Genomic DNA, 13,997 nt, shown 5'->3' with positions numbered 1-13,997 from the left:
ACCGCACCTTCCCGCATCGAGAGATGCCGTACTGAACCGGATAAGCTGAGCTACGGTACGGTCCGGAATCCGGGCTGTCAACGGCCAGAGAGCGAAGGAGCACGCCGGTGAAGCGGCCGACCATCGCCGACGTCGCCCAACGCGCCGGGGTGTCCAAGGGCGCCGTGTCGTACGCGCTGAACGGGCAGCCCGGCGTCTCCGAGGCCACCCGGCAGCGCATCCTGGCCATCGCCACGGAGATCGGCTTCAGCCGCAGCAGCGCCGCCCGCGCCCTCTCCGCCGCCACCGCCGGGGCGATCGGCCTGGCCCTGTGCCGACCGGCACGGACCCTCGGCGTCGAGCCGTTCTTCATGGCGCTGATCAGTGGCGTCGAGGCCGAACTCTCCTCCCGCTCGTACGCGCTCACTCTCCAGGTGGTGGCCGACCCGGACGCCGAGATCGCTGTCTACCGGCGCTGGTGGGGCGAACGACGGGTGGACGGGGTGCTCGTCTGCGACCTGCGCACCGACGACAGTCGCATCCCCGCACTCGAACAACTGCAACTGCCGGCGGTGGTGATCGGCGGCCCCGGCGGCACCGGTGAGCTGGCGAGCCTCTGGTCCGACGACGCCGCCGCGCTGACCGAGACGGTGGAGTACCTGGTCGCGCTCGGGCACCGGCGGATCGCCCGGGTCGCCGGCCTGCCCGACCTGCGGCACACCGAGATCCGCACCGAAGCCTTCGCGGCGGTCTGCCGGCGGCTCGGTCTGGTCGACGCGGTCACGGTCTGGTCCGACTACACCGGCGAGGAGGGCGGCCGGGCCACCCGCCGGTTGCTCAGCTCGGCCAACCGGCCCACCGCGGTCGTCTACGACAACGACGTGATGGCCATCGCCGGGCTCTCCGTCGCCCAGGAGATGGGCCTGACCGTGCCCGGCGATCTGTCCATCGTGGCCTGGGACGACTCACCGCTGTGTCGCCTGGTGCACCCGCCGCTGACCGCGCTGGGCCGGGACATCCCGGCGTACGGCGCGCACGCCGCCCGGCAACTGCTCGCCGTCGTCGCCGGGCAACCGGCCGGGCGGGTGCAGGACGAGACGCCCCACCTCACGCCACGCGGCAGCACCGCACCGCCCCGGGTGAGATGAACCGGTTCAGCGAGAGGCTGAGGGAAACTCCTCGAAGTACGCCTCGACCCGCTCGGCGGTCGCCGGACGGGCCAACGCGAACCCCTGCCCGTACCGGCACCCACCCCGGCGCGCTCCCTCAACCTGGGTCGACGACTCCAACTCCTCGGCGACGATCTCGACGCCAAGCCGCTCGCCCACGTTGACCACCACGTCGATCAGCGGCGGTTGCCCGTCCGGTCGTGCGCCCACCAACTCCGGGCCCACCTTGAGCAGGTCGATCGGCAGGCGGCGTAGCTGGGCCAGCGAGGCGTGCTCGGCCCGGAAGTCGTCCAACGCGGTGCGTACGCCCAGCGACCGGAGCCCGGCCAGCCGAGCCACCACGGTCGACAGATCACCGGCGACCCTCGGCTCGCTCACCTCCACCACCAGTCGCTCCGGCGGCACCCCGTACGCGGCCAGCACTGCCGCGAGGCGCTGAACGAAGTCGGGAGTGGTCAGCTCCCGGGTTGTCACGTTGACCGCCATCCACAGCTCCCGAACACCCACCGACCAGTCGGACAACTGCCGGCAGGCCCGGTCCAGCACCCACCACTCCAATTCGCCGACCAGATCCAGGTCCTCGGCGACCGGAATCAACTCGGCCGGGAGGACAGTGCCGAGCACCGGGCTGCGCCACCGCAGCAGCGCCTCCGCGCCCACCGGCTGCCCGTCGGCCAGGTCGACCACCGGCTGGTAGACGAGGTCCAGCTCGCCGCGCGCCACCGCACCGGGCAGCTCGCGCTCCAGGTCGAGCCGGCGCACCAGCTGCTCCTCCAGAAACGCGTCGTACCACTCCACCCGGTCCCGGCCCAGCTGCACGGCCCGTCGTCGGGCCAGCTCGGCCTGCCGGAGCACATCCGCCGGCCCGGCGCCGCTCACCTCGGCCAACCCGATGCTCGTCTGCACGCGCAGCATCGCCCCGGCCAGCCGGTAGGGCGGGCCGAGCGCGCTCAACAGTCGGGTGCCCAGCGCGTACGCCAGCACCGGGCCGGCGGCGGTGACCACCGCGAAGCCGGTACCCGTGCACCCGGTGACCAGATCGTCGGGGGCGATGACCGCGCGGGCCCGGTGCACCGCCTCGGCCAGCACGTCCTCCCGGGCCGTCGGGCCGAACCCCTCGGTGCCGTGCAGGTCCACCAGCAGCAGCGCGCCGGCCGGCGCCGGAACGTCGCCGATCGCGGCCAGGGCGTCCAGCAGGGCGGCCCGGTCGCCGGGGGTGCCGCTCCCCGCCGCGGGTCGCCGGTTGAGCCCCGACCACGCGGAACTGTGATCAGGCGACCAGGTCGAGCCGCCACCCATCGCGGTCGCCGCGCCCTCCGGAACGCCGAGGGCCCGCTCGGGCGAGGGCTCCGGCGTGCCCGGCCAGCGGCCCGGAGCCGCACGGCGGTGCCGCAGCGAACGGCCGGCCGGTCGCCGATGAGCGGCCCGCCGAACGGACGTGGACGCGTCGCCCGTTCGCAGCAGCTCGCGCAGCACCAGGGGCGGCACCGCCGCCAGGGCCAACAGCACGCTCGTCCGATCGGGTGCGCGGCCGGCTGCCAGGTGCAGACCCGATGCCAGCAGCAGCACCGCCGCGGGCAGCACCGACCGGGGCCAGGCCGCGGCGACCGGCTCCACCGATTCCGGGTCGTCCGCCGCATCCGCCGCGCCGACCGCGACGAGCAACATCCCGAACACCAACGGGGGTACGGCCAGCAGGGCCGCGCGGCCGGCCGGCGCGGACGGCAACGCGGCCAGCAGCACCAGCCCGCCCACTGTGAGCAGGACACCGCCTCGGCAGAGCGCCGCACCCGAGCGCCGACGTGGCCCCGCGAACGCGTTCAACGCGGCCATGCCCAACCCGCCGAGCGTCAACGCGGCGACCAGCCGAACCGGGACCGGCAGGCCGTCGGGGGGCAGCAGCAACCAGCCGGCGAGGGCCAGACCGAGGGCCGGGCCGGCCGACTCGACCAGCCACCGCAACCGGACCGGGGCCGCCGGCCGCGATCGGCCGGGGAGCCGGTACAGACCGGACGTCGAGAGAGCCGCCACGACCAGCGACCCGATCAGCACGGGGAGGGTGTGCCCGATGCCGGCCAGGGGCAGCACGACGGCGGTGAGGCCCGCCGCCACCACCGCCGCGTCGAGCAGCACCCCCGCCGCACGCGGTGTCGGATCGGTGCCGCGTCGGGAGGCCAGCCGGGATAGTCGCAGCCCGGCGAGCGTGGCGCCGGCACCGGCGGCCAGCGCGATCACCACCGAGGGCGGGAGCAGGTCGACGGAACCGGTGAGGATGAGCAGCGCCACCGCCACGGACGTGGCGGCCTCCGGTGCCGCACGGCGGGGGACGAGGACGCGGAACGGGTACGCGAGGAGCACGGCGGTCGCCTTCGTGAGGGGGCACGGGGGCGGTGCGGCGGTGCAGCGGTGCGGGACATCGGACGTTGCGAGTCCGCTACCCACGATTGGCAACGATGGACGGCCGAAATGGTTACTTGCCGGTCACTCAGGGGAGACAACGACCTGTGTCACTGTACGGCGTACCGCTCGCTGCCGGCACCGCCCGCCGCGAGCCGAAACAACCCGAAGTGGGATCATCGGAGGGTGAGTAAGCCCGACACGGTCCGCTTCCGGTACAACCAAGCCATCCTGGTGGCCGCGATCATCGCCTTCGTCGGCGCCCTGCCGCTGGCCAACGCCCGGGACTACCTGCTGCCGGTGCTGCTCGTCCCGCTCGCCGTCGCGGTGTGGGCCTGGCGGGCCGGCACCGACGCCGACGGGCGGGAGCTGCGCATCCGGGCGCTGGTCGGGCAGCGTCGGATCGAGTGGGACCAGGTCCTCGAGCTGACCACCGACCAGCGCGGGCGCGCGGTGGCCCGGCTCGACGACGGCCGCCAGGTCACCCTGCCGGCCGTCCGTGGGGCGGATCTGCCCCAACTGGTCGCGGCGACCGGCCAGCCGCTGCCGGACACCCCTGATCAGTAGCCGTCGACCACCGTGTTGATCAGCGGCTGCCCGGCGGCGAACCGGCGGACCTGATCGCCCACCAGCCGGTAGGCCCGTGGCAACAACCCGCGCACCGACCCGCCGACGTGCGGGGTGAGCAGCACGTTCGGCATGACCCAGAGCGGAGAGTCGGCGGGCAGCGGCTCCGGGTCGGTGACGTCCAACGCCGCCGAGATCCGACCGGTGCCCAGCTCGGCGACGAGCGCATCGGTGTGCGCCACCGGGCCCCGGGCGGCGTTGACCAGCAGCGCCCCGTCCGGCATCGCGGCCAGGAACGCCTTGTCGATCAGGCCACGGGTCTGGTCGGTGAGCGGCACCAGCACCACCACCACGTCCGCGTCGGGCAGCAGCCGGGGCAGTTCCTCGACGGCGTGCACCCCCTGCTCCGGGCGGGCCGTCCTGGCGACCAGGGTGAAGCTCACGTCGAACGGGGCGAGCCGGTCACGCACCGCGGCACCGATCGAGCCGGCGCCGATGATGAGCACCCGCTTACCGGTCAGCTCGTCGGTCGGGGTGTTCTCCGCGAACGTCCAGCGCCGCTCGGCCTGCGCGCGGACGAACGCCGGGAACGCCCGCAGCTGGGTGAGGATCGCGGTGACGACCCACTCGGCGGTGGACGGGTCGTGCACGCCCCGGGCATCGCAGAGCGTCACACCCGGGGGTGTCCGGCCGGCCCAGGCGTCCGCCCCGGCGGAGAGCAACTGCACCACCGCCAGGTCGGGCAGCTCCCGCAGCACCGCCGTCGCGTCCGAGCCGCCCAGGAACGGCGGCACCCAGAAGCGGACGTCGGCCGCCTCGGACGGCATCCGGTCGGTGTGCTCGAAGACCTCCACTGTGACGTCCGCGGGCAGCTCACCCAGGAGGTTCAGCCCGGCCTGGTGCGGAATCCATACCTTCACGTCCGCCGACGATAGTCCCCGCCGCTCCGGCTGGTGGAGGCACGGCGGCGAACCGACGTCCCGGGGGATGGCGCGCGAGGTCGCGGCGGGCGAGACTCAGCACACCGATGTTCGACTCCGACCCCGACGAGGTATAACGAAGGGTCGGAGGCCGGTCGGCCCCCGCCCGGCAGACAGGTGCTCGATGACCGACGGCTCCCCCGGCCCCGCCCGGCGTTCGATCGCGCCACCTTCGGTGCTCGGCGACCCGGAACGGCTGCGCGCACTCGCCGACACCGGGCTCGACGCCGTCCCGGACGAGGCATTCGACCGGTTCGCGCGGCTGGTCAGTGACCTGCTGGACGTGCCGGTCGCGCTGGTCTCCCTGGTCTCCACCGACCGGCAGTTCTTCCCGGGCGCAGTCGGGTTGCCGGACCCCTGGTCGGAGCGCCGGCAGACCCCACTGAGCCACTCGTTCTGTCAGCACGTGGTGGGCATCGAGGCGCCGATGGTGCTGCCCGACGCCCGGCTCTACCCCCGCGTCCGGGACAACCTGGCCATCGACGACCTCGGCGTGGTCGCGTACGCCGGGATGCCGCTGACCGACCTCTCCGGCCGGGTGCTCGGCTCGCTCTGCGCCATCGACAACAAGCCCCGCGCCTGGACGGCCGCGCAGCTGCGGACCCTGGCCGACCTGGCCGCCGCCTGCTCGTCGGAGCTGCGGCTGCGGATCGCGCTCGACGGCGCGCAGGAGGCCCGGCGGCGGGTGGTGCAGGCGCACGGGCGGCTGGAACTGCTGGCCGGGGTGAGTGAGACGCTGGCCGGCACCCTGGACGTGGGCACCGCGCTGCGCCGGCTCGCCGCCACCATGGTGCCGCTGCTCGCCGACTGGTGCCTGCTCACCCTGATCGGGCCGACCGGCCTGCCCCGCGAGGTGGTCTCGGTGCACAGGGACCCGGCCCGCGCGGCGGACGTCGACCGCTTCGGCGATCTGCTGCGCACCGGACTGAGCCCGGAGTCGATCATCCGGGCGGTGCTCCGGACCGGCCAGCCCCGGCTCGGCAGCGTGGCGTCCCTGGCCGACGTGACAAGGGGCACCACCCACCCGGAGATGGCCTCCATCGCCAGTCGGTTGGGCGTCGCCTCCTACCTGAGCGTGCCGCTGCGGGGCGCCGGCGGCACGGTGCTGGGCGCGATCACCCTCGTCAACGGCGGCCAACGTCAGCAGTTCGACGACCGGGACCTGCTCACCGCCGTCGACATCGGCCGCCGGGCCGGCCAGGCCGTCGGCAACAGCTCGATGTACGGCGAGCAACGGCACGTCGCCGAGGTCCTGCAACACAGCATGCTGCCCCGGCTGCCGATGGTGGCGGAGCTGGAGTTGGCGGCCCGCTACCAGCCGGCGGCCGACCGGGTCGAGGTGGGCGGTGACTGGTACGACGCCTTCGTGCAGCCCGACGGCGACGTGATCGCGGCGATCGGGGACGTGGCCGGGCACGACATCGAGGCGGCGGCGACCATGGGCCAGCTGCGCAACCTGGTGCGGGGCAACGCCTTCGGCCGGCCGGACGCGGTCGGGTCACTGATGGCCGACCTGGATGGCGCCATCCGTGGCCTGCGCCTGCCGATCGCCGCCACCGCGACGCTGGTGCGGATCTGTCCGCAGCGCGCCGGTGTGCACGAGGTGACCTGGTCCAACGCCGGGCACCCGCCGGCCCTGGTGGTCCGGGCCGGCGGGGCGGTGGAGGCCCTGGAGGCGACGCCGGAGCCGCTGCTCGGCCTGGCCCGCCCGTCGCCCCGGAGCAGCCAGTCGACCGTCCTGGCCACCGGCGACACCCTGCTGCTCTACACCGACGGGCTGATCGAACGGCGGGACCGCTCCATCGACGAGGGGTTGGCGGAGCTGGTGGGCCGGCTCACCGGCACCGACACGCTGCCCCTCGACGACCTGTGCGACCTGCTGCTCGCCTCGATCCGACACCGTGAGGACGACACCGCGCTGCTGGCCGTACGGGCTCGGTGAGTGGCCCACCGGGGATCACCGGGCGGGTCGATCGGCACCCGTTGCATCTCGACGGGCCCGGCCGGGCCGCGCGGCGGGCTACCCTGGGCCGGGTGAGCGCCCGTCCCCCGTACCCTCGCATCCACCGCCTCCGGGTGGCCCTCGCGGCGTCCTGCGCGGCGCTGCTGTTCACCGCCGGTTGCAGCTTCGGCGAGCCGGAGCCCGACCCGGCCGGCGAACCGCCCAACCTGCCGACCCCGTCCGCGTCGGCGAGCCCCGGCGGTGCCGGCCAGCAGGCGGTGGCGACAGTGCTCGCCAAGGGTCTGCGGGTGCCGTGGGCGATCGCCTTCCTACCGGACGGCGGCGCGTTGGTCACCGAACGGGACAACGGCCGGATCCTCCAGGTCGGGCCCGAGTCCGGGCCGGACGGGCTGCGGGTCCGCCCGGTGCAGACGATCCCCGACGTGGCGGCGGCCGGCGAGGGTGGCCTGCTCGGCATCGCCGTCTCCCCCGACTACGCCCGGGACCGGACGGTGTTCGTCTACTACACCACCGAGCGGGACAACCGGGTCGCCCGGCTGCAACTCGGCGGGCAGCCCACCCCGATCCTCACCGGCATCCCCAAGGCCAATGTGCACAACGGTGGTGGGCTGGGCTTCGGCCCGGACAAGCAGCTCTACGTCAGCACGGGTGACGCCGGTCAGCGCCCCCTCTCCCAGGACGTGAAGAGCCTCGGCGGCAAGATCCTCCGGATCACCCCGGACGGCAAGCCCGCCGCCGGCAATCCGTACCCCAACTCCCCGGTGTGGTCCCTGGGGCACCGCAACGTCCAGGGTCTCGCCTGGGATGCCGCGAAGCGGATGTACGCCGTCGAGTTCGGCCAGAACACCTGGGACGAGATCAACCAGATCACCAAGGGCGGCAACTACGGGTGGCCGGAGGTCGAGGGCCGGGCCGGCGACAAGCGGTTCACCGACCCGATCGCGCAGTGGGCGACGTCGGACGCGTCCTGCTCCGGTCTGGCCGCCACGGACCGGCTGCTGGTCACCGGCTGTCTGCGCGGCAAGCGCCTCTGGGTGATGGAGCTGACCGACACCGGCACCCTGCTGGGTCAGCCCAGTGAGCTGCTCACCAACCGCTACGGTCGGCTGCGTGCGGTGGCCGCGGCACCGGACGGGTCGCTCTGGGTGAGCACCTCCAACCACGACGGCCGGGGCGACCCGGCGGGCGACGATGACCGGCTCCTGCGGGTGGTCTTCGCGGGTGGTGACGGCGGACGCAGCTGATTGCGTCACCATCCGCTCAGGTTTGCCAAGATCTTTCGACGGGCAGGTCAGACTTTCAGCATGGACGGGCAACGCGACGAGGGGCACGACGACGCCGATGACCGGGACGACCCGGTGACCGGCGACGATCGGCCGCGCCCGACGGGTTGGTGGGTGGGCGCGGCCGGCCCACTGCGCCGCCTCGGGCTGATCGTCGCCGTCCTCGCCGTGGCCCTGGCCGGGGCGGTGCTCGGGGTGCTGGCCGGTGGCCAGGTGAGCACCGACATCGGCCCGTTCCGGGCCAACCTCAGCATCTCCCCCGCCCGCGACGGCGGCACCACCGTCGACATCCCGCCGCTCGGCGCGCTGCTGCTCGACAGCCACGACGGGCCGACCCATCTCACCGTCCGGCTGGGCGCCCTCGACCAGGGGCGCACCGAGGCGCTGATCGACGATCCGGCCAGCATCAGCCGGGCCAGCCAGAGCGCCGTGGAGGACGTCCGCTCCGGGGTGATGCGCCTCGGCCTGCGTACCCTCGGCGCGTCGGTGCTTGTCACGTTGATCCTGGCCGGGCTGATCTTCCGCGACGTCCGGCGCACGGCCTGGGCGGGTGGGCTGGCGCTGCTGGTCACCGCCAGCAGCCTCGGCACGGCGGCGGCGACCCTTCGTCCACAGGCCATCGAGGAACCGCGCTACGAGGGGCTGCTGGTCAACGCGCCGGCCATCGTCGGTGACGCCCGCCGGATCGCCAACGACTACACCAAGTACGCGGAGCAGTTGCAGCGCCTGGTCGGCAACGTCAGCCAGCTCTACACCACCGTCTCGGCGCTTCCGCTGTTGGAGCCGACCCCGGGCACCACCCGGGTGCTGCACGTCTCCGACATGCATCTCAACCCGACCGGCTGGCAGCTGATCCGGACGGTCGTGGAGCAGTTCGGCATCGACGTGGTGATCGACACCGGGGACATCACCGACTGGGGCAGCGAACCGGAAGCCTCCTTCGTCGCCTCGATCGGCCTGCTGAAGAAGCCGTACGTCTTCATCCGGGGCAACCACGACTCCGGCAAGACCGCCGCCGCGGTGGCCCGTCAGCCGAACGCGATCGTGCTGAACAACACGACCACGACGCTCGCCGGGCTGACCATCGCCGGCATCGGCGACCCGCGTTTCACCCCGGACAAGAACACCTCCCCGGCCGGCAGCGGGTTGACCCAGCAGGTGGCTGACCAGGTGATCGGCGCCGGCAACCAGCTCGCCGCGACGGTCCGCAGCTCACCGCGACCGGTCAACATCGCGCTCGTGCACGACCCGGCGTCGGCTGGGCCGCTCGCCGGCACCTGCCCGCTGGTGCTGGCCGGGCACACCCACTCCCGGCAGGTCTCCGAGCTGCCGCAGGCGCCCGGGCAGCAGCGCACCACGCTGATGGTGGAGGGTTCCACCGGCGGCGCCGGGCTGCGCGGCCTGGAGGGTGAGAAGCCCACCCCGCTGTCGATGAGCGTGCTCTACTTCGACCAGCAGAAGCTGCTCCAGGCGTACGACACCATCACCGTCGGCGGCACCGGGCAGGCCCAGGTCAACCTGGAACGACGCCTGGTGGAGAACCCGGCCGCCGGCGTCCCCGCCACACCCACACCCACGCCGAGCGGCGGCGTCCCCGCCACACCCACGCCCACGCCGACCGGCTGAGCAGACGTCGACGCCCGGCAGCGGACCGGCGGGCGGTCGACGGGTCAGCGGAGGGCGATGGCGGCCAGGGCGGCGTTGACGATGCTGCCGGGCAGCAGGTCGTGCAGTTCGTACAGCTCGGCGACGCTGCCGGACTGGCCGAACTCGTCCACGCCGAGCGGCACCGCCGGTGCGCCGACCGCCGAACCGAGCCAGGCCATCGCGTGCGATGCGGCGTCGTGCACGGTCACCACCGGCACCCGATCGGCGAACGCGGACCGCAGTGCGCCCGGCACGCTGGGCACCGTGGCCGTCCGTACGCCCTGGCGAAGGGTGCGCTGCCAGGCCCGGTAGAGCCGGTCCAGCGAGGTCACGTCCACCACGTGCGCGGCGATGCCCTCGTCGGCCAGCTCCGCCGCGGCGGCCAGCACCTCGGGCAGCACCGCGCCGGAGGCGGCCAGCTGCACCACCGGGGCGTCGACCAGGTGCGGGTACGCCTGGTGCGCGTCGACCAGCCGGTACGCCCCGGCGACGACCTGCCGGCGCAGCACCGCGTCGCCGAGCCGCGCCCGGGCCGACTCGAACGGCGCCTGGTCCAGTGGTCGGGTGCTCAACCGGAAGTAGTACGCGCCGTCCTCGGCGGGTGCGGCGGTCGCGGCCGGGACCGACCCGCCGGCGATCTGACCGAGCGCGTCGCAGAGCAGCCAGTCGAGGGTGGCCGCGTACGCCGGCTCGACGAAGGTCACCCCGGGCAGCTCCAGGCCGACCGACGCGGTGATCGTGGACTGGTGGGCGCCGCCCTCCGGGGCGAGGGTGATGCCGGACGGGGTGCCGGCCACCACGAACCGGGAGCCGGAGTAGGTGCCGTACAGGAACGCGTCGAGGCCGCGCAGCACGAACGGGTCGTAGACGGTGCCCACCGGCAGCAGCGGCTGCCCGGACAGGTCCCAGGACAGCCCGAGCTGGCCGAGCAGCAGGAACAGGTTCATCTCCGAGATGCCCAGCTCGATGTGCTGCCCAGCGGGGCTCTCGGTCCAGCGCAGCATCCGGTCCTCGGTCCAGGAACGCTGCTCGGTGGGGGCGAACACCCCGGTCTTGTTGATGAACCCGGCGAGGTTGGTGGAGGTGGCCACGTCCGGGGCGGTGGTGACCAGGTAGCGGCCCACCTCCCGGTCCCGGGCCAGGTCCACCAGCACCCGACCGAAGGCCTCCTGCGTGGAGATCGGCTTGTTGGCGCGTACTCCAGTGCTTTCCGGGACGGTGACCCCCAGCGCACGCTCGCGCGGCGCGCGGGACAGCGCCTCCCGGCGGGCGCCGGCCTGGATCCCGGCCTGTGACGCCGGGTCGAGGCGGTCCCACTCGGTCTCGGCGGTCAACCCCTGCGCGGTGCGTAGCGTGTCGACCTGCTCCGAGCTGAGCAGCGCGGAATGGTTACGCGGATTGCCGGCGATGGGCAACCCCCAACCCTTCACGGTGTACGCGAAGACGACGCTGGGCCGGTCGGTGACCGCGTCGCACTGGGCGTACGCGTCCAGCATCGCCTGAAGGTCGTGCCCGCCCAGGTCGGTGACGAGCGGGCCGAGCTCCTCGTCGTCGACGTGGGCGATCAGCTTGTCGATGCCGGTCGGGGCGCCGTCCAGGAACTGCTTGCGCAGCGCCGGCCCGGTCAGCCCGAACAGCGACTGGTACTGCTCGTTGGGCATCGCGTCGATCCAGTCGCGCAGCGCCTCGCCGCCCGGCCGGGCGTACGCCTCGGCGAGCCGGCGGCCGTACTTGACCTCCACGACGTGCCAGCCGGCCGCCTCGAACTGGCCCCGCCACTGGTTGATCCGGATGCCCGGAACCACCCGGTCCAGCGACTGGCGGTTGAAGTCGACGAGCCACATGACGTTGCCCAGCCCGGTGGTCGCCGGGTCGGCCACCGCCTCCCAGATGTTGCCCTCGTCCAGCTCGGCGTCGCCGATCAACGCCACGAAGCGGGAGTGCGGGCGGGCCCCGAAGTGCGCGTCGACGTATCGCCGGGTGGCGGCGGCGAAGAGCGGCGCCGCCGCGCCCAGGCCGACCGAACCGGTGGAGAAGTCCACAGCGTCCGGGTCCTTGGTGCGCGACGGGTACGACTGGAGGCCGCCACGGGCCCGCAGCCGGGGCAGGTAGGAGCGGTCCAGGTTGCCGAGCAGGTACTGGATGGCGTGGAACACCGGGGACGCGTGCGGCTTCACGGCGACCCGGTCCTCGGCGTCCAGGTGCGCGAACCAGAGCGCGGTCATCGCCGTGACCAGGGAGGCGCTGGACGCCTGGTGGCCGCCGACCTTCACACCGTCGCCGGTGGCCCGGTCATGGTTGGCGGCGTCCACGATCCGGGTGGCGAGCCAGAGCACCCGCCGCTGGATCTCGTCGAGGACATCGAGGTCGTGCTGGGTCACGGTGGCTCCATCCAGGCGTCGCCGTTGACGCCCTCGCGAGGGGTGCGGTAAATGTTGATCATGAGGTTAACGGCAGTTGTCGATCTTCAAACCGCCGTCAACCTCATGATCGACGCTGGGGCTTCGGGTCAGCCTTCGACGCCGAGGCGCTGCAGGATCAGCTCACGCAGGGTCTTCGCGTCGGCCTGACCACGGGTGGTCTTCATGACCGCGCCGACCAGCGCGCCGACCGCCGCGACCTTGCCGCTGCGGATCTTGTCGGCGATGCCGGGGTTCGCGGCGATCGCCTCGTCCACGGCGGCGGTGAGCGCGCCGGTGTCCGACACGACCTCCAGGCCCCGGCTGGTCATGATCTCGGTGGGCGAGCCCTCACCGTCGACCACGCCCTCCAGCACCGTGCGGGCCATCTTGTCGTTCAGCTTGCCGGCGTCGACCAGACCCTGAAGCTCGGCGACCTGGGCGGGGGTGGCACCGATCTCGGCCAGCTCCACACCGCTCTCGTTGGCCCGGCGGGACAGCTCACCCAGCCACCACTTGCGGGCCGCCGCCGGGGTGGTGCCGGCAGCCACGGTGGCCTCGATCAGCTCGACCGCGCCAGCGTTCAACACCGACTGCATGTCCAGGTCGGAAAGGCCCCACTGCTCCTGGAGCCGACGCCGGTGCACCCGGGGCAGCTCCGGCAGGGCGGCCTTCAGCTCGGCGACCCAGGCCGGGTCCGGGGCGATCGGCACCAGATCCGGCTCGGGGAAGTACCGGTAGTCGGTGGCCGTCTCCTTCGAGCGACCCGGGGTGGTGTCACCGGTGTCCTCGTGGAAGTGGCGCGTCTCCTGGGTGATCCGGCCGCCCGCGTCGAGCACCGACGCCTGCCGCAGCATCTCCGAGCGGACCGCCCGCTCCACCGACCGCAGCGAGTTGACGTTCTTCGTCTCGGTACGGGTGCCCCACTCCGCGCCCGGCAGGTTGAGCGAGGTGTTCACGTCGCAGCGCAGCGAACCCTCCTCCATCCGCACGTCGGAAACGCCCAGGGTGCGGATCACGTCCCGCAGCTCAGCGACGTACGCCTTGGCCACCTCGGGGGCGAGCGCACCGGTGCCCGTGATCGGCTTGGTGACGATCTCGACCAGCGGGATGCCGGCCCGGTTGTAGTCGACGAGCGACTCCGTCGCGCCGTGGATGCGGCCGGTGGCGCCGCCGACGTGCAGCGTCTTGCCGGTGTCCTCCTCGAGGTGCACCCGCTCGATCTCGATCCGCACCGTCTCGCCGCCCACCTCGACGTCCAGGTAACCGTCGACGCAGATCGGCTCGTCGTACTGGCTGATCTGGAAGTTCTTCGGCATGTCCGGGTAGAAGTAGTTCTTCCGGGCGAACCGGCACCACTCGGCGATCGAGCAGTTCAACGCCAGGCCGATCCGGATGATCGCCTCGATGGCCGCCTTGTTGGCCACCGGCAGCGAGCCGGGCAGGCCCAGGCACACCGGGCAGACCCGGGTGTTCGGCTCGCCGCCGAAGTCGGTCGGGCAACCGCACCACATCTTGGTGTTCGTGCCCAGCTCGACGTGGGTCTCCAGGCCGATCACCGGTTCGAAGCGCGCAACGACCTCGTCGTACGCGGGCAGTGTCGTGGTCATGAG

The 13,997-nt window shown here is 73.1% G+C and carries 9 protein-coding genes; 5 read left to right on the top strand and 4 right to left on the bottom strand.

The window, feature by feature from the left end; translation table 11 throughout:
* Nucleotides 1-107: 107 nt before the first annotated feature.
* On the top strand, nucleotides 108-1,127 hold the full coding sequence (locus tag ACFYP0_RS27255; RefSeq protein WP_124859744.1) for a LacI family DNA-binding transcriptional regulator: 1,020 nt from the start codon (nucleotides 108-110) through the stop codon (nucleotides 1,125-1,127).
* Between the two features lie 6 nt (nucleotides 1,128-1,133).
* On the opposite strand, the gene ACFYP0_RS27250 is transcribed toward ACFYP0_RS27255, so the two are convergent.
* A complete protein-coding gene (locus ACFYP0_RS27250; RefSeq protein ID WP_355498564.1) occupies nucleotides 1,134-3,506 on the bottom strand; it encodes a GGDEF domain-containing phosphodiesterase in 2,373 nt (790 codons plus the stop codon).
* A gap of 225 nt (nucleotides 3,507-3,731) precedes the next feature.
* Between ACFYP0_RS27250 and ACFYP0_RS27245 the strand changes: the two genes are divergently transcribed.
* Nucleotides 3,732-4,112 (top strand): PH domain-containing protein, encoded by a 381-nt coding sequence (locus ACFYP0_RS27245; RefSeq protein ID WP_355498567.1) that lies wholly within the window; start codon nucleotides 3,732-3,734, stop codon nucleotides 4,110-4,112.
* On the opposite strand, the gene ACFYP0_RS27240 is transcribed toward ACFYP0_RS27245, so the two are convergent.
* Nucleotides 4,106-5,032 carry a 2-hydroxyacid dehydrogenase gene (locus tag ACFYP0_RS27240; RefSeq protein ID WP_124859749.1) on the bottom strand — a complete coding sequence of 309 codons (927 nt, stop codon included), beginning with the start codon at nucleotides 5,030-5,032 and terminating at the stop codon, nucleotides 4,106-4,108. The genes ACFYP0_RS27245 and ACFYP0_RS27240 overlap by 7 nt on opposite strands.
* A gap of 184 nt (nucleotides 5,033-5,216) precedes the next feature.
* Between ACFYP0_RS27240 and ACFYP0_RS27235 the strand changes: the two genes are divergently transcribed.
* From ACFYP0_RS27235 to ACFYP0_RS27225, 3 genes are all read left to right on the top strand, one after another.
* Complete coding sequence (locus tag ACFYP0_RS27235) at nucleotides 5,217-7,034, top strand: SpoIIE family protein phosphatase (protein WP_386998021.1); 1,818 nt, start codon at nucleotides 5,217-5,219, stop codon at nucleotides 7,032-7,034.
* A gap of 92 nt (nucleotides 7,035-7,126) precedes the next feature.
* Nucleotides 7,127-8,299, top strand: a complete 1,173-nt coding sequence (locus tag ACFYP0_RS27230; RefSeq protein WP_124859752.1) for a PQQ-dependent sugar dehydrogenase — start codon at nucleotides 7,127-7,129, stop codon at nucleotides 8,297-8,299.
* 60 nt (nucleotides 8,300-8,359) lie between these two features.
* Entirely contained in the window at nucleotides 8,360-9,964 is a 1,605-nt protein-coding gene (locus ACFYP0_RS27225; RefSeq protein WP_124859754.1) for a metallophosphoesterase, read from the top strand.
* A 44-nt stretch (nucleotides 9,965-10,008) separates the two neighbouring features.
* Here ACFYP0_RS27225 and ACFYP0_RS27220 read toward each other — a convergent pair whose 3' ends face one another.
* Both ACFYP0_RS27220 and gatB read right to left on the bottom strand, forming a co-directional pair.
* A complete protein-coding gene (locus tag ACFYP0_RS27220) occupies nucleotides 10,009-12,366 on the bottom strand; it encodes a transketolase-like TK C-terminal-containing protein (RefSeq protein WP_355498571.1) in 2,358 nt (785 codons plus the stop codon).
* 128 nt (nucleotides 12,367-12,494) lie between these two features.
* On the bottom strand, nucleotides 12,495-13,994 hold the full coding sequence (gene gatB / locus ACFYP0_RS27215) for an Asp-tRNA(Asn)/Glu-tRNA(Gln) amidotransferase subunit GatB (protein ID WP_124859758.1): 1,500 nt from the start codon (nucleotides 13,992-13,994) through the stop codon (nucleotides 12,495-12,497).
* Between the last annotated feature and the right edge of the window lie 3 nt (nucleotides 13,995-13,997).

Origin of the sequence: Micromonospora arida (assembly GCF_042873195.1) — a bacterium.
Taxonomy (GTDB): Bacteria; Actinomycetota; Actinomycetes; order Mycobacteriales; family Micromonosporaceae; genus Micromonospora; species Micromonospora arida.
This window is presented reverse-complemented; position numbering and strand designations above follow the sequence as displayed.

What these genes read in the sequence shown, in the direction of transcription:
- ACFYP0_RS27235 (WP_386998021.1), top strand. Translation starts at nt 5,217, where the DNA reads ATGACCGACGGCTCCCCCGGCCCCGCCCGGCGTTCGATCGCGCCACCT.
- ACFYP0_RS27225 (WP_124859754.1), top strand. Translation starts at nt 8,360, where the DNA reads ATGGACGGGCAACGCGACGAGGGGCACGACGACGCCGATGACCGGGAC.
- gatB (WP_124859758.1), bottom strand. Translation starts at nt 13,994, where the DNA reads ATGACCACGACACTGCCCGCGTACGACGAGGTCGTTGCGCGCTTCGAA.